The 21175-nt window shown below is 69.5% G+C and carries 16 protein-coding genes; 10 read left to right on the top strand and 6 right to left on the bottom strand.

Going from position 1 to position 21175, the window contains the following annotated elements:
• Positions 1-26 precede the first annotated feature (26 nt).
• The 4 genes from JS756_RS24280 (at position 27) to JS756_RS24265 (ending at position 3407) form a co-directional block, all read left to right on the top strand.
• Positions 27-1334: a sensor histidine kinase gene (locus tag JS756_RS24280; protein WP_205385302.1), complete on the top strand. Its 1308-nt coding sequence runs from the start codon at positions 27-29 to the stop codon at positions 1332-1334.
• Positions 1331-1999, top strand: a complete 669-nt coding sequence (locus JS756_RS24275) for a response regulator (protein ID WP_205385301.1) — start codon at positions 1331-1333, stop codon at positions 1997-1999. The genes JS756_RS24280 and JS756_RS24275 overlap by 4 nt, the downstream gene beginning before the upstream one ends.
• A gap of 307 nt (positions 2000-2306) precedes the next feature.
• Positions 2307-2516 (top strand): hypothetical protein, encoded by a 210-nt coding sequence (locus JS756_RS37585; protein WP_205385322.1) that lies wholly within the window; start codon positions 2307-2309, stop codon positions 2514-2516.
• Positions 2517-3149: 633 nt separating this feature from the next.
• Positions 3150-3407, top strand: a complete 258-nt coding sequence (locus JS756_RS24265; protein WP_205385300.1) for a hypothetical protein — start codon at positions 3150-3152, stop codon at positions 3405-3407.
• A gap of 125 nt (positions 3408-3532) precedes the next feature.
• Here the strand turns inward: JS756_RS24265 and JS756_RS24260 are convergent, their stop codons facing one another.
• Both JS756_RS24260 and JS756_RS24255 read right to left on the bottom strand, forming a co-directional pair.
• Entirely contained in the window at positions 3533-7525 is a 3993-nt protein-coding gene (locus JS756_RS24260) for a glycoside hydrolase family 9 protein (protein WP_205385299.1), read from the bottom strand.
• A 578-nt stretch (positions 7526-8103) separates the two neighbouring features.
• On the bottom strand, positions 8104-8490 hold the full coding sequence (locus JS756_RS24255) for a beta/gamma crystallin domain-containing protein (RefSeq protein WP_307791001.1): 387 nt from the start codon (positions 8488-8490) through the stop codon (positions 8104-8106).
• A gap of 641 nt (positions 8491-9131) precedes the next feature.
• Between JS756_RS24255 and JS756_RS24250 the strand changes: the two genes are divergently transcribed.
• The gene (locus JS756_RS24250) at positions 9132-9530 is read left to right on the top strand and encodes an enoyl-CoA hydratase-related protein (RefSeq protein ID WP_205385298.1); all 399 of its coding nucleotides are present in this window, start codon (positions 9132-9134) and stop codon (positions 9528-9530) included.
• Here the strand turns inward: JS756_RS24250 and JS756_RS24245 are convergent.
• On the bottom strand, positions 9512-10201 hold the full coding sequence (locus JS756_RS24245) for a response regulator (RefSeq protein ID WP_205385297.1): 690 nt from the start codon (positions 10199-10201) through the stop codon (positions 9512-9514). The two genes, JS756_RS24250 and JS756_RS24245, sit on opposite strands and share 19 nt — an antisense overlap.
• Positions 10198-11865 (bottom strand): ATP-binding protein, encoded by a 1668-nt coding sequence (locus tag JS756_RS24240; RefSeq protein WP_307790999.1) that lies wholly within the window; start codon positions 11863-11865, stop codon positions 10198-10200. Before JS756_RS24240 ends, JS756_RS24245 begins: the two co-directional genes overlap by 4 nt.
• A gap of 419 nt (positions 11866-12284) precedes the next feature.
• Between JS756_RS24240 and JS756_RS24235 the strand changes: the two genes are divergently transcribed.
• The 5 genes from JS756_RS24235 (at position 12285) to JS756_RS24215 (ending at position 17601) form a co-directional block, all read left to right on the top strand.
• Entirely contained in the window at positions 12285-13145 is an 861-nt protein-coding gene (locus tag JS756_RS24235; protein ID WP_205385296.1) for an ABC transporter ATP-binding protein, read from the top strand.
• A complete protein-coding gene (locus JS756_RS24230; protein WP_240204276.1) occupies positions 13142-14020 on the top strand; it encodes an ABC transporter permease in 879 nt (292 codons plus the stop codon). Before JS756_RS24235 ends, JS756_RS24230 begins: the two co-directional genes overlap by 4 nt.
• A gap of 226 nt (positions 14021-14246) precedes the next feature.
• Positions 14247-15332, top strand: a complete 1086-nt coding sequence (locus JS756_RS24225) for an ABC transporter substrate-binding protein (RefSeq protein ID WP_205385295.1) — start codon at positions 14247-14249, stop codon at positions 15330-15332.
• A gap of 125 nt (positions 15333-15457) precedes the next feature.
• On the top strand, positions 15458-16666 hold the full coding sequence (locus tag JS756_RS24220) for an ABC transporter substrate-binding protein (RefSeq protein ID WP_240204275.1): 1209 nt from the start codon (positions 15458-15460) through the stop codon (positions 16664-16666).
• A gap of 281 nt (positions 16667-16947) precedes the next feature.
• Positions 16948-17601 carry a hypothetical protein gene (locus tag JS756_RS24215; protein ID WP_205385294.1) on the top strand — a complete coding sequence of 218 codons (654 nt, stop codon included), beginning with the start codon at positions 16948-16950 and terminating at the stop codon, positions 17599-17601.
• 439 nt (positions 17602-18040) lie between these two features.
• Here JS756_RS24215 and JS756_RS24210 read toward each other — a convergent pair whose 3' ends face one another.
• Both JS756_RS24210 and JS756_RS24205 read right to left on the bottom strand, forming a co-directional pair.
• Complete coding sequence (locus tag JS756_RS24210; RefSeq protein ID WP_205385293.1) at positions 18041-19702, bottom strand: serine/threonine-protein kinase; 1662 nt, start codon at positions 19700-19702, stop codon at positions 18041-18043.
• 464 nt (positions 19703-20166) lie between these two features.
• Positions 20167-21075, bottom strand: coding sequence for an endo-beta-N-acetylglucosaminidase H (locus tag JS756_RS24205; protein WP_205385292.1), 909 nt, complete (start codon positions 21073-21075; stop codon positions 20167-20169).
• Positions 21076-21175 lie beyond the last annotated feature (100 nt).

The raw sequence follows: 21175 nt of genomic DNA, 5'->3' as shown, positions 1-21175 counted from the left end.
GCGGCAGCCACCCGCATCATGGTCTGATGACCACCGTGACCACCGAAGATCTCACCGGGATGGGGCCGCTGGTCGCCCGGCTCGGCCGGGCCGGCCAGCGGCTTCGGCACGCCGACCGGGCCCGTCCGTGGGTGCTGGACACCGCGGTGGTGGTTCTGGTCCTCCTGCTGTTCTGTCTCCCTGACCTGCTGCACGCGGTCGGCGTGCTCGGCAGGGACGACGACGGCGACGGCCCACGCCGCTTCCAGGTGGCGTTCACCCGGTTGCCCCTGGCGGGCATGCTGGTCCTGCAGGCCGGGCTGGTGCTGCCTCTGTTGTGGCGGCGACGGGCACCCGCCGCCGCCTTCGGCGCCGTCACGGGCGTGTTCGTCCTCCAGTGGGCGCTCGGCGCCGCACTTCGTGCGGACGTCTCCCTCTTCGTCGCCCTCTACAGCCTTGCCCTGCACGGCCGGCTACGGCAGCTTCCCCGGGCATGCGTGGTCACAGCGGGTGCGCTGAGTCTGGTCGCTGCGCGGGCCTCGGCGGCGGTGCCGGTCTGGGACGCGCTCTTCTTCCTGCTCAGCACAGCGACCGCCGCCCTCGCGCTCGGGCTGGTGATCCGCATCCGGCGGGCTCAGCTGGCCGGGCTGCGGGACCGCGCGGCCCGGCTGGAGACCGAACGCGACCAGCGCGGCAGACTTGCCGTCGCGGCCGAACGGGCACGGGTGGCCCGCGAGATGCACGACATCGTCGGCCACAACCTGTCCGTCATCATCACTCTCGCTGACGCGGGCGCCTACGCCACTGCCGCCGCCCCCGAGCGGGGGAAAGAGGCCCTGCACCTCATCAGCGACACAGGCCGCCAGGCTCTGGGGGAACTGCGGCGGGTGCTCGGCGTCCTGCGTGAGGCGGACGGTGTGCCGACCGAGCCCGAGATGAGCCCGCAGCCCGGTCTCACCGACATCGACGTACTGTGCGAGAGCGTGCGCGCTGCTGGCCTGGAGGTCGTCTACCGTAGGGCCGGAGACACCGATGCCCTGGACAACGGTGTGCAGCTGACGGTCTACCGCATCGTGCAGGAAGCCCTGACGAACACGCTGAAACACGCCGGCGCGGGTGCCCGTGCGAACCTGGCGATCGTCGTGGAGGACACGCGGCTGACCATCACCGTCCAAGATTCCGGCCCACTCACCCCGACCGGCCGTCCCTGCACGACGAACGAGGAAGGACACGGCCTGGTGGGCATGCGAGAACGAGCGGCACTCTATGGCGGGCACGTCAGCGCGAGCCCCGCGGGCGTCGGCTGGACAGTACGGGCCGACCTCGACCTGACTCCCCAGGACGGTGCGCGGTGACCACCGTGCTCGTCGTGGACGACCAGCCGCTCCAGCGGTACGGCTTCCGCATGCTCCTCGACTCCGTGCCCGAGACGGAGGTGGTCGGCGAGGCCGCCCATGGGGCTGAAGCCGTGCGCAAGGCCGCCGAACTGCGTCCCGACGTCGTCCTCATGGACGTACGCATGCCCGGCGTGGACGGCATCGAGGCCACCCGCCGGATCGTCGCCGCCGGCGACCGCTCCCGCGTCCTCATCCTGACCACCTTCGACATCGACGAGTACGTATACACCGCCCTGCGCGCCGGAGCCAGCGGCTTCCTCCTCAAGGACGCCCGCCCCGAGGAACTCCTGGCGGGCATCCGGGCGGTCGCTGTCGGGGATGCGGTGATCGCCCCCGCACTCACCCGCCGCCTCCTCCACGAGTTCGCTCGTCTCGTGCCGCCGGGCGACGACGGCTCCGCCGAGGACCTGAGACTGGGCTCTCTCACCGACCGAGAGCGCGAGATCCTCGTCGCCATCGGCAAGGGCTGGAGCAACGGTGAAATCGCCAGCCGATTCGTCCTGTCGGAGTCCACGGTGAAGACCCATGTCGGCCGCGTCCTGTCCAAGATCGGTGCCCGCGACCGTGTTCAGGCGGTCATCTTCGCCTACGATCACGGCCTGGTCCGCCCCCGTGCCGAGTGAGCCGAGGAAGACGCTCCGACGTAGCGGCAGACCGGCGCGCGAGGGTCTGCCGCAAGATTCGTGAGCCGGTCGCGCCTTGTAGCTGCTGATCTTCCGTCGAATGATGCGGAAGTCGCCTCGACATCGCTCCTCGTACGGATGGTGCGGCCGAGATTCGGAGACCGTGCACGAGGTGTGGTCCCAGTTGCAGGAGTTGTCGTTCCCGTGGATCCCAGGTGTCGCCGTCGTGTCCGTGCAGACGGCCGGCGAGGTGATACGCGTCGAGGCCCGATGCACGCCCAGCTGAGTCACCTGCCCGGCTGCGCCCATGGAAGCGAACTACGGCCACCACCCGCTGATGGGGTTCGTCGACCACGGGCCGGGCGGCACGGGTGAACCGGTCGCGACCCTCACCGCGGCCGGACAGCTCGTGACCACCGGCCGCCGGCGCATCCTCCGCCTGGCCCGGCACTGGCCCTGGACCGGTCAAATCACCGCAGCCCTCGACTCGCTCACCCAGCTGCCCGACCCTGACTGACCAGCAAATTCACCGCACAACGCCTGCCGATCCGGCGCCCGCAGCCGCCCCGCCACCAGCTTCGGCACCGGCACCGGCAGCAGCGGCTTATCAGCGACCACAGTTCATCCGACACGACCCTCGGCCGCGGCATTCCCTTCCCCACGCCGGAAACTACGAGCGAACAAGCCGACCGTCACCTGATCAACAATTTCCTCGGGACCTCTGAAGCCGGCGGCATGAACCATGCTTGCACATGGGCGACGTCCCCCTGCCGCGCCCTCCCGGGCAGGCGGACGCCGATCTGCTCCAGGTGCTGTGGTGTCCCTTCGACCACCCAGACCACCCCCACCCCAGCATCGCGCTGTTCTGGCGGTCGGCCGTCGCGGTCACCGATGTCCTCGACACATCCCCCGAGCCGCCCGCGGTCGAGTTCCCCGGCTACCTGCCCAGCCATGCCTCCTCTCGCCGGAGGAGGTCATCGAGCCCCCAACTTCATGGAGCTGAGCAAGGAGCTGCAGGTACAGCTGGCGGACTGGGACAGGTGGCAGGCCGCCGGGGCCGCGGCGGGCAGTTCCTACGCCGTGGCCCCGGGGAGTTCTGCATGAACAAGCTGTCCATCTCTCCCGGCTGGAAGGCCGGTGGCTGGACCCGTTGGCTCTCACCGACCCCGTGCCCCGGACCTGCCTCACGCGCGGCGCCGAGATGGACCCGCTGCTGACCATCGCCTCGACCGAAGGGAAGGGCAGTACCAAGAGCTGGGCCCCCGAAGGGGACCAGGCCAGCGACCTGCTTCCCCCTGGCGTCCGGTCGGCGAACCACACCCGGATCGCCCGTGCCCGAGGCTATGACCTGCAGCTCCACGCCTATCCGGCGTCCCCTGACCATCCGCACGCCGAGCTGGTGCAGTGAGGCGTTGCTGAAGTCTCCACGACCCGTGTACACCGCTTTCCGGGAAGCGGGCGTACGGGAGGGGGAGGCCTTGTCCCCTCTCGTCCCCTCTTCGGAGCGGTGCAGCGAAGGGGTGGTTGCCGCTGTCACAGACGCCGGGCCACGTCGGCGGCGAATGCGCTCATCCAGGCCAGGGCCGAGTTCCAGTTGATGGTGATCTCGTTGAGCGACCAGGCTTCGAGGTTGTCGACGTAGCACAGCTGCGGTGCGCAGCCGTGCAGCCATGACGAGGCGAGGGGGTCCTGGAGGCCGGAGTTCGGCCCGCCGGCGACTGTCCCGACCGGCGGGTTGGGCAGTGTCGCGTCGAAGGACTTCGCGTACCAGCGGCTGTGCTGGTTCTTCGCGTCGTTCGCACCGTATCCGGTGATGTACGACTGCCCGAGGGCGTTGCGGCCGAACAGGTAGTCGAACCCTTCGAAGACGGCGTCGGCGTACGCATCGCTGCCCGTGAGGTCGTACGCGGTGGCGAGGACCACCTGGTTGTTCAGCATCGACGCGTTCGAGCCCCAGTCGTACTTCCCGTCCGACGGGGTGTACGTCTGGCCGAACCGCTCGGCCCGCTGGAACGAGAGGAGACGGTCGGCGGCAGCCGTTACCCACGTCCCGATCTGCGCGTGCTCCGTGAGCCCGTCGCCGAAGCGTGCGAGGTCGAGCTGGGCGAGAGCGGCGACCGAGCCCCAGTAGAACCCGTTCTGGCTGAAGGCGGCTCCGGCCGTGTGGAACCGGCTCGCCCGGACGTCGTCGAGGTAGTTCCCCTTGTTCGTCGTGAGATAGAGCTCGGCTGCCGCCCAGTAGAACTCGTCCGACACGTCGTTGTCGTTGTACGGGCCGCCGCCGATGCGGTCCGCGCGGGGGGCATACAGCGCGGGCTCGGCCCGCGCCGCGGTGTAGGCGCGTTCGGCGGCGCTGCGCAGCCTGGTGGCGAAGCCCGGATCGAACCGCTCGTAGATCCTGGCTCCTTGTGCGGCGACGGCCGCGAGGTTGAGCGTCGCTGCTGTCGACGGGCGGTGCAGCTCCCGCTTCTTCTTGTCCTGATGGGGGAGCATCGGCGGGCCGGTCCAGGACTCGTCGTGCACCTTGTGGTGCACCATGCCGGCCAGCGGTCTGCCGTCCGGCACCTGCATCTTGAGCATGAACTCCAGGTTCCAGCGGGCCTCGTCGAGGATGTCCGGGACGCCGTTGCCACGCTCGGGAACGGCGAGCGTCGAGTCGCCGAGCTGCGCCTGCGAGCCCTCTGCGAGAGCCCGTTCCCACGCGGACAGCAGCTGATAGGTGGCGATACCGCCGTTGACGACGTACTTGCCGTGGTCGCCCGCGTCGTACCAGCCACCGGTCACGTCGAGCGTGTAGTCGCAGGTCCAGTTGTCGACGTACGGTTTAGGTGTCTGGCACGGCACCCGGGTGTCCCCCGTGTTGGGTGAGGAACCGACGTGTCCGGCAGGCCGAGCATACGCGGCTCCGGCGATCGCTCCGTCGATCGCGATGCCGCTGCGGTTGGTGTAGAAGAACCGCATCGAGTCGGTGCGGAGCGCATCGTAGAGATCCGGTCTGATGGCGAAGGAGTGGCTCTCCTCACTGCCGACAGCGAGCCGGAACTCGCCTGTGGCCGAGACGCCGCTGAAGTCGATCCTGTGCACCGAGGCGCCTGCGGAGCCGTCGAAGCCCGCGGGTTCCGTCGTACCCGTCGCGACCGTTCCACCGCCGACTCGCCGCAGCGTCCAGGGCAGCGGATCCGCCGCGGCGGTCGTCAGCGTGGCGTGCTTCGGACCGTTGGGGAGGTATCCGTGCTGGTTCACCTTCACCGCTGGTCCGGTGTCCGGAGCGTAGGCGAACTCCTTTCCGTCGAGCGACACGTCGTCCATGCAGAACTCGTACGGCTCGTCGGCCGCCCCGAGGCGGAACTGCAACTGCGACAGCACATACGCGTCGCTGTAGCCCGTCCTGAACGTGTACTCGTAGTGCTTCCAGGAGTCCCCCGTCGTGAATCCCCTGGCGAAGTACTCGATCTTTCCGGGATTGTCGAACGGCGCGACGCGCACGATGGGGTTCGCCGCTGCGCTCGTCCTCGCGCGGAACCTCAGCGTGTACGAACTTCCGCCAGGCAGATAGATGCTGTTGTGCCCGACGAGAACGTCCCACGGCTTCTCCGACGCCGGGGCATCGACGCAGAAGACACCGCCCTGGACCTTCGGACTCATCCCGGCGTTGACCCACCACGGCTTGAACGTCCCGGTGAAGTTGCTGTTCTGCAGCAGCCTGCCGTCGAGCAGTGGCCGTGGCTGCCCGCCGCTGTAAGCCGGGAGCGTGCCGGCCGGAAGCTCGGGGTGGTCCTGCGGGGGGCCCGACTGGCCGGGCCCCTGTTCACCGGAGCCGTACCGGGGCAGAAGCCAGCCGTCGACGCCCCCTGAGCCGCCGTTGAACAGCAGGAAGTCCGCGACGTGGTCAGCGTCGAGATCGGCGAAGACGCCTGCGGTGCCGGCGAACGCGTCGCCGGAGCGGATGGTGCCGAGTGCTCTCCAGCCGGTCGTCAGGCTCCATGGGCCGCCGGTGTTCTCCCAGGCGAGGACGTCACCCGACACGTACTCGACAAGTACCACGTCGGCGCGGTCGTCGCCGGTAATGTCCGCGAAGGACAGCTCTCCGCTCGGGCCTTCCTGGGGATACCCGAAGTCGATCTTCTTCCAGTCGCCCTCGGAGGGGAAGCCGTGCCCCGTGTTCTCCCACGCGGTGACGTAGTTGAGCCTTCCCTTCACGAGGAGGTCGTCGTCGCTGTCACCGTCGATGTCGACGAACAGCAGGTCTCCGGTGTAGCCCAGGTCGTTCGCGACCGTGCGCGGCTCCGCCCATTGGACCGCCTCGGCAGTGGACTCGTTGCGCCACACACGCATGCTCGCGAAGCCGGTCGGGGACTCGGCCGCGTCGAGGATCCTGACGTAGTCGTCGCGGTCGTCGCCGTCGACGTCGCCGAAGAACACCTGGCGCGGGTCCGCATCGTCCCGCACGGCGGAGTCCGGTGTGACGTCGCCCAGCGCGGACCAGTCCCCCACACCGACGTTCCGCCAGGCCTGGATCCGGCCGCCGGATCCGGCGACGATGCGATCGGCGTCTCCGTCACCGTCGAGGTCAAGGAACCGAGTCTGCGAGCCAGCGCCCGCAGCGTCCGCGACCTCGCCGAGCGGTGCCCAGGATCCGACGCCCCGCTGCAGCCGCTGGAGCGTTTCGAGGAAGCGTCGGGCAGCATTGCCGTTGAGTACGTCGGCCACGGCGCCGAGGGGGTTTCCCCAGTTTCCGAGCTTCGCCGCGTAGCGCCTCAGCGTGGTCTGGGCGTCGGCGACCAACGCGCTGGAGCCGGCGACGGCGAATTCCACCAGCGCTCCGGTGAATGCTCCGGCGAGCGCACCCCAGATCGCGGTGCCCAACGCGGCGCCCCAGACCTCCGCGTCGATCGGCTTCCCGTCCAGAGCCGCGCTCACCAGTTCGCTGACGCCCCCCGCCATGCCCCCGGCCACGGCTGCGCACACCGGTGCGGCCGCAGGCGCACCTACGTTGAACGCGGCCAGGCACAGCGCCCCGGACACGATTCCCGCAGCGGTGGCGGCCAGGCCGGTGACGAACTTCTTCCAGAAGCCGTCCCAGAAACCCGCGGTGCCGATCTCGGCCGTCGGCACCACGAACACGAGGCTGTCGCCGACGGCCCGGACGCTTCCCTCGTACCTGACGTCGTCGGCCGGCTGCTGGTAGTACCCCACGCTGTTCTGCTGGGCTCGACGCGTGAAGAACTCGCTCAGCGAGTGCCCATCGGCCTGGTCGGCCTGGGCGTCGTCGACCACCTGCTGCAACAGTTGCTGCAGCTGCTCCGGCCGGCCGACAGGACCGAAGTCGATGGCGGCCACGAGATCGTCGTCGTTCTGCGCCAGTGAGCGAAGGCTCCCCGCATCGCGCGCGCAGCCCATCCGCAGCGCCGCGCCCCCGTTCTCGGTCGGCTCGGTGGCGAAGGACGAGCCTGCCGCGGAACACCCGGTGCTGTCCGCTGCCGCGGCAGCGACGGGGCGGACGGACCCGACGGCCGTCAGCACCATCGAGAGGAGGAGCGCGACAAGCGCAGCACCCCCGGAGCGTGTTCTTCCTGCCGTTCCTGATCTGAGCGTGCTCTTGGGCACTCCCATTCCCTCCCAGGTCTTGCACACAGGTTCGCGAAGGCGCTTGCAGGGCCCGTCCCTTGGACGGTGCTCTCATCGCCTGTCCGACACGCGGGCACTCGGACTCCGACGCCGCTGAGGTCTCGCGTATGCGGCCCGCCCGCGACGGGGCCCGCGCCACCTCGATGACGGCATCGGTGCCGCCGCCCCATGGAGATCCCGCAGGAAGAGCGGAGCGCACGGCTGGATCGGTCGTTCGGCCACGGAAGAGCCATGTCCACGGAACGCGCACGCGCGTCCGGCGGCGACGAACCGATGCAGCCGTGACTCGGACGAGGCGCCGCCCGGTGCCGCCGGGGAAAGCGGCGGCACCGGAACGGGGGTGACCGCCCGGGGGTGCGGGTGGCGGCCACCCGGCACGAGGCAGCCGGTCCCCGGCCCTCCGCACACGGATCCGGCAGCCGCCCCGTGGCAGGCCCGGCAAGGAGCATGTGGGCGGGCAGGCGAGACCTTCCCTCTCAATAGATCTTGATCCACTCGATCTTGTGCACCCGGTTGCCGGGCTCGGACACGTCGTAGCTGTCCACGACCGGGTTGTAGGCGACCCACTTGCCGGCGCCTATCCGGTACCTGCGCGCATCGCCCTCAAGAGCCTGGAAGCGGAACTCCACCTTGTTGTTGCCCGTGGAGATCCAGTTCACGCCGTAGATGGCCACGTTCATCTCGCCGGCGTTCGCGAAGCAGAGCGTGCCGTGCACTGATTCGATCTTGAAAAAGTCCGTTCTGTTGCCGCACTCCGTCCTGTTGACGGCATGTGCGGGAAGGGCGGTCGTGACGGTGGCCAGCAGTGCCGCGCCGGTCACGCCGGTCAGGCGCAGGATGTGGCTGATCGAGCGATTCTTCACAGGGGCCCCGCAGTTGAGGAGGATATGGATCACCTGCAGAGACGGGACAGCACCGGATCAGGTTGCAAAGAGACGGCAAAGGACATCTCGCGTCGTTCGGCACGGTTCAGGCCGATCCGTCCGGGTGATCCGTTGAGCCTTCCAGCAGGTGTCGAACAGATCTTCTTCCAGTGCGCCGCGGGGGACGACGAACGCGGTGATGTCCGTCGCAGCATCCAGCATGCATCGTCTCGACCCTGCGGGATCAGACGCCCCGCCTGGAGACCCCTCCCCCTGGACCATCAAGTTCCACGGTCAGGTGTCCACCGCGAAGAAGGAGCCTCAGGCCCTGGCGTGCCCCTGCCGGGAGATCGCCTTCAGGGGGCACTCGGTTCAGGAGCAACGACCGGCCCGAGGCCGGACGGGACTGCCCCTGCTTCGGCTGAGCGCGGTTCAGGTACCGGCGACTCGCCCGGGGCCTGCGTCCGCGGCGAAGCGCGCCTGCACGTCAGGGCTGTCAAGGAGTCTTGCCGGGTAGCCGGGTCCGGTCCTCACCGCGACGTCCTGGTGATGCAGTGGTTCACCGCATGAGGAGCAGACGACCTCGGCCTGAGTGTCGTGGCCGCAGGCGGTGTGGTGCATGACCACGGGGATGAGGGGTGATGAACTCCACGCCTGCGAGCACACCGGCGGTCACCATGGAACGCGACGGCCACGTGCTGCTGATGGGCCTGAACCGGCCCGCCAAGCGCAACGCCTTCACCAAGCAGATGCTCAGCGAGCTGCCGGCCGCCCACGGTCTGCTGGAGTCCGACGACAACCTGTGGTGCGCGGTCCTGTTCGCCCACGGCGACCACTTCACCGGCGGCCTGGACATGCTCGATGTCGGCGCCGAGCTGGCCGCGGGCCCGAGTTCGCTCCACGCTCCGGCGGCGCGGGAGGACGGCGAAGCCCATGACGCCCGCCGGAGTTGGCAGACCGTCGGGCGCTCTGTGTCCGACGGTGGGCGGGACGCCTGCCCGTCCGTCGCGTCGGTCGGGCGTCAGTGGGCGATGCGGTAGCGGTGTTCCGGTCGGCCGGTGGTGCCGTAGCGGAGTTCCAGGAGGACCGTCCCCTCCTTGGCCAGGTAGGACAAGTACCGCTGGGCCGTGGCACGGGAGACGCCGGTCTTCTCGGCGGTCTCGGCGGCGGACAGGGCCGTGCCGGCGGCGCGCAGGGCGCGGTGGATCGCGGAGAGCGTGGGCGCGGAGTGGCCCTTGGCCGGGGAGCGGGGCACGATGGGTGGGCGGGCGGCGCTGAACAGGGCGTCCACGTCGGCCTGATCGGCGCCGGTGGCCCGGCTGAGGGCGTCCAGGCGGTCGTGGAGCTGGCGGTAGGAGGCGAGCCGTTCGGCGAGGTCGGCGGACCCGAACGGCTTCACCAGGTAGCCGACGGCACCGAGCTTCATCGCGCCACGCACGGAGGATATGTCGTGGTCGGCGGTGATCATGAGGGCATCGGGGCGGGATTCGCCCTGGTCCTGGCTGAGCCGGCGCAGGATGTCGAGTCCGCTGCCGTCGGGCAGGAAGACGTCGAGCAGCAGCAGGTCCGGGCGCAGCGTGCGTACCGCCGTGAGTGCCTCGGCCACATTCGCCGCCGTGCCGACCACGTCGAAGCCCTCGACCCGCCGCACATACTGACTGTGGATCTTGCCGACCCGGAAGTCGTCGTCCACCACCAAGGTCCGGATCATCGTCTCTCGCCTCCCATGGGCAGCGCCATCGTGAACAGGGCGCCCCGGGGCGCCGGCGTCGTGTCCGGCAGCGGCAGTGCGGCCGTGAAGACCGCGCCCGGGCCTTCGCTGACCGTGACGGTGCCGCCGTGCCGTTGCACCAGTCGGTGCACCATGGCCAGGCCCAGGCCGCGGCGCGCGGTGCCCCGGTCGGGGCGGGTGGACCAGCCGTCCTCGAAAATCGACTCGGCGGTGCCCGGCAGGATGCCCGGACCGTTGTCCGCGACGCGCACGGTGATCCGCGTCCTGCCTTCGGCCACCGTCAGCCGTACCCGGCGCCCTCCCTCGGGGGGCGGGCCCCCAGCCGTGGCGTCGACGGCGTTGTCGAGCAGGTTGCCGACGATGGTCAGCAGCCGGCGCAGATGCGGCGGGTCGGCGCTGAGTGAGGAGTCGCCCGTGAGGACGATCCGCACCCCGCGTTCGGCGGCGACCGTGGTCTTCGCCACGAGGAGCCCGACCATCAGCGGGTTGCCGATGTGCCGGCGCACATCCTCGGTCAGGGCCTGCCCGGAGCGGGCCGTCTCGATGGCGTACGCGTACGCGGAGTCGTGTTCGCCGATGTCGAGCAGCCCGGCGAGGGTGTGTATGCGGTTGGTGAATTCGTGCTGCTGGGCCCGCAGCGCGTCGGTCAGCCCTCGCACGGAGTCCAGTTCGCGCAGCAGGCCGATCATCTCGGTCCGGTCGCGCACGGTGACGACGGCACCCAGTTCGCGGCCGTGCAGGGTGACCGGCATGCGGTTCACGACGAGGCAGTGCTCGTCGGTCAGGACGCTGACGTCCGTGCCGGGCAGGCTGCCGTCCAAAGCGCGGCGCAGCCGGCCGTCGGGCAGCACTTCCTCCAGCCGGCGGCCGAGCGCGGTGCCGAGACCGAGCAGGCGCCGGGCCTCGTCGTTCACGACGGTGATCCTGCCATCGGGGTCGAAGGCTACGACGCCCTCCCGGATGCCGTGCAGCATCGCCTCGCGGTCCTGCAGCAGGCCGGCGATCTCCTCCAGCTCCAGACCGAACGTGGTCCGCTTCAGCCGCCGCGCCAGCAGGTAGGCCGCCGCCGCTCCGAGGGCGGTGGCGATGGCGGCGTACAACGCGAAGCTGGGCAGCTCGCGCCAGAGCTCCCCGAGCACGTCGTGCTCCGGGATGCCCACCGACACCTCGCCGACCAGCGCGCCGGAGGGGCCGTACAGGGGAGCCCGGCCGTTGGCGGACCGCCCGGTCGCGCCCTGGTCGACGCCGACATGCGAACGGCCGTCCAGCACGGTGAGCGGCTCGTTCGTCGGCTCGCCGAGCAGGGCCGGGATGGGGTGCGAGTGCCGTACGCCCTTCAGATCGATCACTACCACGTACGACGCCGCAGACGCCCGGCGGATCCGTTCGGCGACCGTCTGCACGACGTCACCGCCGCCGCCGTACTCCATGGCCTGCTGGATCTGCGGCTCAGCCGCCGTGGTCTGGGCGATCGCCAGCGCCCGCTCCTGGTAGGAGCGGTCGAGTTCGGCCCGTTGCGCGAAGGCGAACAGGACGAAGCCGATCAGGCCGGTGAGCGTGAGGATGACCAGTTGGTTGGCGAGGATCCGCGCGGACAGTCTCCGCTTCCCTCCGCGGCCGATCCGGAGACGGATGGGTGTCACAGGTGCCTCTTCGTCTCGGTCCCTCTTCGTCCCGGTACCTCTTCGGATCCGGTGTGCGTCGTGCCGGTGCGGGGTCGTGCCGGGCAGGCCCCTGCGCCGTACCCGTGGTGGCGCGATTGTGCCTGATGGCCGGGACACTGCCTACCCCTCATCCGCTGAGCAGAACGAGCAGAAGACGGGGTTACGCAACTTTCGCGGGATACCGCGGAAACAGCGACGTAACGGACGGCTGCCTCTAGCGTCTGCCTGGCCTCGACCTGCGAGGAAGGCGAAGGGCAGCGGAGGACGGAGACGGGCGGTGAGGAATCCGCGGGAGATCCGCGAGGACCTCCCTGACATCTCCGGAACCACCCGGATGCAGCCCCGCCATTCCTACGAGGAACTTCGAGGAACTCCGAGAAAGGGAAGGAGGCGGCCCCATGGCTTCGCGAAACGATGTCGCGACCAGCCCGGTCTCCGGTGCGACAGAACGTGCCGACGCACGCATCGAGATCTCCGGGCTCACCAAGCGATTCCTGACTCCTGCAGGTGAGGTGTTCACGGCGCTGCAAGGTGTGTCGTTCACCGTGGAGCCGGGACAGTTCTGCGCCGTGGTGGGTCCCACCGGCTGCGGCAAGTCCACGACGCTGAGCATGGTGTCGGGGCTCGACCGGCCCAGCGAGGGCTCGGTCAGGGTCGGCGGCCGCGAGGTGGACGGCATCACCGACGGCGTCAGCTTCATGTTCCAGGCCGACGCGCTGCTGCCGTGGAAGACCGTCCTCGGCAACGTGCTGATGGGGCCCGTGTTCCGGGGGGTGCCCAAGCAGCAGGCGCTCGCCCGGGCACGGGACTGGCTGCGCCGTGTCGGTCTCGCCGGCTTCGAGGACCGTTACCCGCACCAGTTGTCCGGCGGTATGCGCAAGCGCGTGGCGATGGCTGCGGCGCTGATCAACGAACCCAGGATCCTGATCATGGACGAGCCGTTCGGCGCCCTGGACGTGCAGACCAAGGCGATCATGTCGACCGAACTGCTGGACCTGTGGGAGCAGATACGCCCTTCCGTCGTCTTCATCACCCACGACCTGGACGAGGCCGTGGCGCTGGCCGACCGGGTGGTCGTGATGACGTCCAGCCCCGGCTCGGTCAAGGAGGTCTTCGACATCGACCTGCCCCGTCCCCGCGGCTCCGTCCAGGAGATCCGTTTCCAGCCCCGGTTCATCGAACTCCAGCACCAGATCTGGGACACCCTGCGCGAAGAGGTGGAGCGCGCCTACGCGAGCACCGCAGGAGGCAAGGCATGAGCACGATGTCCACCGCTCCCGTCCCCGCCGTCGCCGACGGCACGAGCGGCTCGCCCACGGCCGCTGCCCGCAGCGCCGCCCGGCGGCGTGTCGCCCAGGTCTGGGCGGGTCGCATCGGCCTCGCGGTCTTCGTGATCGGCGGCTGGCAGGCCTTCACCGCCTGGGGCCTCGTCGACCCGTTCTTCTTCGGACAGCCCTCGGGCATCGCGAAGCGCTTGGTCGAACTCTTCCAGGACGGCACCGGATTCGGGTCCTTCTACTCGAACATCTGGACCACCATCCAGGAGGCGCTCCTCGGCTTCGTCGTGGGCTCCCTCACCGGAGTCGTCTTCGGCGTCGCGCTCGGCCAGAGCCGCTACCTCGCCGATGTGCTGGGCCCCTACATCAAGATGGTCAACGCGATCCCGCGCATCGTCCTCGGCTCGATCTTCATCGTCGCCTTCGGCATCGGCGTGACCCCGAAGATCCTGCTCGCCGCGGTGCTGGTGTTCTTCATCGTCTTCTTCAACGCCTTCCAGGGCGTGCGCGAGGTCGACCGCAACATCCTCGCCAACGCCCGGGTGCTCGGCGCCTCCCAGCTCCAGATCATCCGGCACGTCGTCGTGCCCTCCGCGCTCACCTGGATCATCGCCAGCCTGCACAGCGCCTTCGGCTTCGCCATCGTCGGCGCGCTCGTCGGCGAGGTGCTCGGCGCGCAGAGCGGACTGGGCCTGGTCATCAAGACCGCGCAGAACAACTTCGACCCCAACGGCGTGTTCGCCACGATGCTCGTCATCTCGGTGATCGTGCTCGGTGCGGAGTGGCTGATCGGCAAGCTCGAACGCCGGCTCCTGTCCTGGCGTCCGCCGTCCCCCTCCGAGGCAGCCGGCCTCTGAGCCGCGTTGACCTCAGCACCCCTCAGCACCCCTCAGCCCCGCAGCCGGCTCCAACGCGCCCTCCCTCCGTCACCCCCCGCACCACCCCCTCCCCCGTCTCCCGCTCCCTTCGTCACCCGCTCCCCGCGTCGCCCGTCCCCGCGTTCTGCGCTCCGCGTTCCGCGTTCCAGGAAGACCCGAGGAACCCCGAGGAAGACCGAGCAAGATCTGAAAGGAAAGAGCCGCCATGCTCAAGAGAGCACTCACCGCATCGATCGCCACCGTCCTCACCCTCGGCGCGGCCACCGCGTGTTCCAGCAGTTCAGCAGACACCGCCTCGGGCGGCTCCGGCGGCATGCCGACCGTCAAGCTCATGGTCGGCGGCATCGACAAGCAGATCTACCTGCCCTACCAGCTCGCCGAGAGCCTCGGCTTCTACAAGAAGTACGGCGTCAAGGTCGAGCTGAGCAACGAGGCGAACGGCGGTGTCGGCGCCGACACCGCGATGGCCTCGGGGCAGGTCGACATGGCGGGGGCGTGGTACGTGCACGCCATCGACTTCGTGGCCAAGGGCAAGGGGATCGAGTCGATCGTCCAGTTGTCCGGCGCGCCGGGCGAGCGGGAGATGTGCTCGACCGGGAGCGGCGTGAAGTCGCCCGCCGACTTCAAGGGCAAGACGCTGGGCGTCACCGACATCGGCTCGGGCACGGACACCCTGACCAAGTTCATGGCCGCACAGAACGGCATCAAGGACGACCAGTTCCACCGCATCGCGGTCGGCGCGGGCTCCACCGCCATCGCCGCGCTGCAGAACGGCAAGGCCGACTGTGTCATCACGACGCAGCCGACCGTCTCCGCGATCGAGAAGAAGGGGGTCGGCGCCTCCGCAATCAACCTGGCCACCACCGACGGCGCCAAGGAGACGCTGGGCGGCGCCTGGCCTGCGGCGAGCGTCCTGGCCCGCACCGACTGGGTGAACTCGCACAAGGACACCGTGCAGAAGGTCGTCGACGCCCTCGTGGCCACCATGCACTGGATGGACACGCACAGCGCGGCCGACATCGCGAACAAGCTGCCGTCGTCGTTCACGGAGAACGAGTTGGTGACCAAGGACGACTACATCAGGGCCCTGGAGCAGGACAAGGGCCAGTTCCTGCCGGACGGGATCATGCCGGCCGGCGGGCCGAAGACCGTGCTGGCGACCGAGGTGATGGTGGGCAAGGCGACCTCGTCGTTGGAGCTCGGCAAGACGTTCACCAACGAGTTCGCCCTTGCGGCCAACAAGAAGCTGGGCTTCACCGCCACGACCACCCCGGCCGGGTCCGACGGCTGAGTCGCCGACGCGGACGGGGCCACCCGGGCGCCTGCCGCCCGGGCAGCCCCGTGCCGAGCGCACCGCGGGTCACGAACCGTGGACCACCGTATGCTCACCCCGCCGCCTCGCGAAGGAGACCATGGATGAAGCCCGTCCACACGTCGTTCCTCGCCAGGCACCCCATGACCGCAAGGACCCTCAGGACCCCCAGGTCCCCTGAGACCGCAAGAACCGTAGGAGCCTTCAGGAGCCCCAACGACTCCAGGAACCACAGGACCGTACGGATCGCGAGGACCGATCGGACCGCCTGGGCCGGCCGGACCGTCGTCGCCGCCCTCACCGCCTTCGCCCTGCTGGCGCTGGCCGCCTGCGGCGGAGGGTCCGGTACCGCGACCGCGAGAACCACGGTCAGCGGCGCAGCGCCACCGGTGCGCATCATGGTCAGCGGCCTGGACAAGCAGATCTACCTGCCGGTGCTGCTCGCCCAGGAACTCGGCTACTTCGAAGCGCAGGGTGTGGCGGTGACGCTCGCCGACGTGCCGGCCGGCGTGGAGGCCGAGACCGAGTTGCTGTCCGGGCAGGTCGAGGCGGTGGTCGGCTTCTACGACCACACCATCGACCTGCAGTCCAAGGGCAGGTCGGTGCAGTCCGTGGTCCAGCTGTTGCGAGCCCCCGGCGAGGCGGTGATGGTGCGCGACGACGCGGCGGCCGGCATCAGGAGCCCGGCCGACTTCGCAGGAAGGCGTCTCGGCGTGACCGGGCTCGGCTCCTCCACCAACTTCCTCATGCGGTACCTTGCGGCGAGGAACGGCGTCTCGGCGAGGCAGGCCACATCGGTCGCCGTCGGCGCGGGTGCCAGCTTCGTCGCCGCGATGCGGAGCAAGAGGATCGACGTCGGCATGACCACCGAGCCCACCATCTCGCTTCTGGAACAAAAGGGGCTGGGCGGGGTGCTCGTCGACCTGCGCACCGTGGCCGACGCGAAGGCGGTCCTGGGTGGGACGTACCCGGCGTCGTGCCTGTACCTGACCACGGCGTACATCCGCGAGAACGCGGCGACGGTGCAGAAGCTCGTCAACGCGCTGGTCGAGGCGCTCCACTGGGTCGGGTCCCACACCGCCGACGAGATCACCGACAGGCTGCCGCCCCGCTACTACCAGGACATCGGCAAGGAGGTCTATGCCAGGGCTCTGGAGCACCAGAAGGACATGTACTCGCCCACCGGGTTCATGCCCGCCGACGGTCCGCGGACGGTCCTGAAGGTCCTCTCCGGCTTCGACCCCACGGTCGAGGGCCACAGCATCGATCTGTCCCGGACCTTCACCGATGATTTCGTCGCCCGGGCTTTCTGACCAGTGCCCGGGGGACGGCGACCGGACAGCGCATGGGCGCCCGACCCCCGCGACCGCCCGACGCGCTCATGGCCCGAACGATCTCGAAGACCCCGCACCGAACAGCCAGCCCCGGCAGGACCGCTCCACCGCACTGTTCACCCTCGCCGCCGAACTGCCCGCCGCCATCCTCGCCCGGGTGCTCGGCGTCCATATCCAAATCGCCGTCCGATGGCAGAAGGCATCAGCCGGCGACTGGGCCTCTTACACCGCCGATGTCAGCCCCGTGTCTCGGAGAACCAATGAAGCTACCCATCACCATCCACCAAGCACGGCTCGGATCCACGGAGTTCAAGGTCATCCGACCAGCCCGGCCCCTGGTCCACGCAGTGCTCATCGACCACGATCGGCACCTGGACACCTACCTCGATCAGGACGCCGCCCAGCGGATCGGTGGGCTATGGACGCTCGCCGCCTCTTCACCGCGCTCGCTGGTCCACCTGCCGATGCGGGGGAACCGTGGCCCCTCCCACGCGCTGCCAGAAGACGGCACACGGCAGCTTGATCTCGTGCTGCTGCACCACTCGCTCCAGTTCGCACCCTCACGCTGGAAGGAAGTACGAAGACGGCTCGGCCCAGGGCGTCCGCAGACGGTGACGCTGCCTGGCGCAGGACACACTGACGAAGCCGTGACTGACCACGAGGCACGGCACTACCAGGAGAACCGGGATCTGTTTCACCAGCATCTCCACGCCGAGACCCTGTTCATGACCGGCAGCGCGAAGGTGTTCAGGGACACCGCCCGGCACTTCTTCGACGTCGCCCGAAACGGCCCCGGATACGCCCCCGTCCATCCGAGCTATCCGCACTTCTGCTCCGAACTCCACTCCAACGACGGCACTCTCGGTGACGCGCGCGAGATCCACATCGAGTACTGCGGCCAGTGGGACGCATGACCCCGACCGACGACAAAGCCAACGCCCCGCCCACCTCTCCCACGCCCCGGCCGACCCGCTGGTGGCGCTGGTCGCTCGCCTGCGCTCGGACCGCGTCATGCTCCGCGACTCCGGCCGCGCCCGCTCCGGACCACGCCGCCCGGAGCGGGGTGGACGGAGACGAAGGGGCCCGTGGTCGGGGCGTGGAGGCGGACGTCCATGGGGACGGCGCCGTTGGATGTTTCGGTGAGCGCTGCTTTGCGCCGGGCCGGACGGGGCGGGCGGGGTCGGTACCGGGCAGCAGACCAGGCTGCCGTATGCGGCGTAGGTGTCGACCACCGGGGCGGCGCTGACCACGAGCGGGACCGGAGGGGCAATGTCGCTGTGCGGGTTGGACAGTTGCAGGACGACGTCACCGATCGCGGTGTTGGCAGCGGTCGGGGGCGGCGGAGATGCTCGCTCAGGCGGGGGCGCCGAAGTGGCTGCCGGTCATCTGTCCGTCCTCCGTGCCGGCCGCGGCGACACAGCGGAAGACACGGAGCCCGGCGTCCCACTGCGAAGCGCTCGGCGGAACGACCGTGATCTGCCACTCGTCGGCGATGTCCGCGCCGTGCGGGGACCTGGTCTCGGCCATGACCTGCTGGCTGCACAGTGCGCGGACATCGGGGTGCTTGATGAGATCCCGCGCGTTGTTCGTCATGCCGTCCGCGGGCAGGGAGGCGACGGCGAAGGTCTCCCACACGTGCTTCACATGGCAGTCCGCACGGCTGACGGTGACGATCCCCGATACGTCGAGGATGCCGCTCCAGCACTCGGGAGTGGTCACACACCGGCCGCCCACACCCTCCACAGCCGCCGCGGGGCAGTTCTCGGTGGTGGTCGACACCCCGAAGCCGGGTGAGGAGGGCGAACTGCTTCCTTGGCCTGTTCCCGCCGTTGAGGGCGCGGCGTTCGAGGAGGAGTCCGCTCCCCCGCTCGACTGCCCGGTCCGGGAGACCACCACGGTCACCGACACCGTGACCGAGACGGCCACCGCCGCCAGGACGGCGAGCAGCCGGGGGCGCCACCGTTTGGATTCTCGGTCGTCTGCTCCCGTGGTCGTCTCCCCGGTCCCGGGTGCCTCGCCCGGGTGTCCCGGAGCTGTCCCGGCCGGAAGGGGGTTCGGCATGGTCTCGGGCCACGGAGCCGTGTCCTGAGGCGAGGTGTGGGGCGCCGCGGAGATGTCCCGGTACTCCCGGTGGACATGACCGCCTGCGGTGGTCGTGCCGGGTGCCGGCCCGAAGCGACCGAGATCGACGGTGTCGAGGTCGACGGCGGCGAGACCGTCCCGCAGCGCCTCGGCGTGGGACAGCCGGTGCACCGGGTCCGCCGACAAGGCCTGTCCGAGCACCTCGTTGAGGGCTGCCGGTACGGCGGGCAGGGCGGGATAGGGCCAGGTGTGCCGCACGATGAGTTCGGCAAGGCCGAGTTGGCCGCCGTCCGCGGGGAAATGGGGCGGGCGTCCCAGCAACAGGGCGTACACGGTCGCGGCGAGCGAGTACACGTCCCCGGCGGGCGACGGCTCCGCCATGCGGAACGCCTCGGGTGGCGCGTACGCCGGAGTCAGCGCCTCCCTGGTCACGGACAGTTCCTGATCCGGCCGCGGCACGGCGGCGAGCCCGAAGTCGGTCAGGGCCACTGCGCCGTACTGGTTGACCATGATGTTGCCCGGCTTGATGTCGCGGTGCAGCACCCCGGCGGCGTGTGCGGCTGCCACCGCGTCGGCGATGGCCACACCGATGTCGCGGGCCTCTTTCACCGGCAGCGGTCCGTCCCGGTGCAGCCGTTCGCCCAACGAACCGCCGGGACACAGCTCCAGCACGATGTACGGGCGGTTGTCGTCGAGCACACCGGCGTCGTACACGGCGACCACGTGCGGATGCCCGGACAGCCGCCCGGCCGAGGTGACCTCTCGCATGAACCGCTGCCGGTCGCGATGGGTGGTCAGCCGTCGGCTGTCCACCTTGAGCGCGACCTCCCTGTCCACCATCAACTGACGCGCCCGGTACACCGTGGCGAACCCGCCCTGTCCCAGGACCTCCTGGACGTCGTAGCCGGGAAGCTCGAATTGTCCGGGGCGCATGCGCCGCCTCCTCCAGTGTGCATCCCCCGGAGCCGGCACGCCCGGCCCAGAACGGGTGCCGCGACTGTAGCCCAGCGACGCGACCGCCTCGACAGCAGCATGTGCGCGGCGATCACCCGCGAGCACCCGGACCCGATCACCAAACGCCATGCCCGTGCTGAGCCCCGAGGACTGGAACCGCGGCAGCACCGTCCCGCCCGGGTGCGCACCGTTTCACAGGAGCTTCCAGGCGTTGGGGTGCACCGACGTCGCCTGGGCGACGGCTGCGCCATGGAATCACGACGCGGTACCGACGGGTGGCCTGCTTGCACCGGGCCTGTCTGCTGCCCCGTTGCGGGGCAGCAGACAGGCGTCCGACTCGCGTTCTTGACATCGTTGTCTAAAAGCGGCTCTACGAGCGCAGCACGCTACGGAACGTGGCAGGCTCGCCGAGGGGTCGGCATACGCGAGGGCGCCCGGGTGCCCTACGGAGTGTAGACGGTGTCACTGCCGTACAGCTCCCTGGTGAACGCCGAGACGTCGGCGCTGCGATCGGCGCCGTCGAGGTTGTACGTGAGATAGACGCCGTATCCCTCGGCGACGGTTCGGCGGGCGAGGTCGGCGGACGTGCTCTGCGAGGTGCGGCCGATCTCGACGGCCGCCGGCGACAGCTGCGACTTGGGCAGTGCGACGCCGGGGACCTGCCAGGTGCCGTAGTACGGGTTCCAGGCGTAGTCGAACTTGGAGGAGATGTCGACGCCGTCATAGGACAGGCGCGACGCGGCCGGGCCGATGTTGTAGAGGCTGATGATCTTGTCCGGCATGTTCGCTCTCAGTGCCGTCACCAGGTGCACGAACGAGCTGTCGTTGGGCTGGGCCGTGCCGTTCCTGCCGTACTCGGCGTATTCGTCGTCGAAGTCGATGCCGTCGAGGCCGTACTGGGCCACGGCGTCCGACATCTCTTCCGCGAACGCAGAAGCCGCCTGCTGTGACGTGAAGTTGGCGAACCCTGCGCCCTGGTGATTGCCGAGGACCGAGAGTACGACCTTGATGCCCTGCTGCTGCAACGGCCGAATCTGCGTGGCTGCGTTGTCGAGGACGCGCTGCACGTTCTCGTTGAAGTACAGATACGCCGTCTTCGTGCTGGTGTCGTAGTTGATGTTCGCGGCGAAGATCACAGCGATGTCGAAAGCGTTGCCACCGCCCTCGGCGAGCGTGTACTTGCCGACGTTGAGGATGCTGTTGCTGTTCACTTCGATGTAGGCCACCGAGGTCGGCCCCTGCTTGGCGCAAGCGGGAGCCGCTGCCGCTCCGGTCGCGCCGAAGGCGAGGGCCATGACGGCCGAGAGGGCGAGCGCGGCCGCCCGCGCTCTGTTCCGTACCAGAATGAACATCGTTGGTCGATCTCCCATCAGCTGGTTGGCGCCCGATCTGCTCGGAAGCGCCGAGTGGACTCTCCGCGTCTCTGCTGCTGTGGCAAAGCGCCGAGGATCG

Origin of the sequence: Streptomyces actuosus (genome assembly GCF_016921115.1) — a bacterium.
Classification (GTDB): Bacteria; Actinomycetota; Actinomycetes; order Streptomycetales; family Streptomycetaceae; genus Streptomyces; species Streptomyces actuosus_A.
Note: the sequence above shows the minus strand (reverse complement) of the source record. Positions and strands in the feature narration are given on the sequence as shown.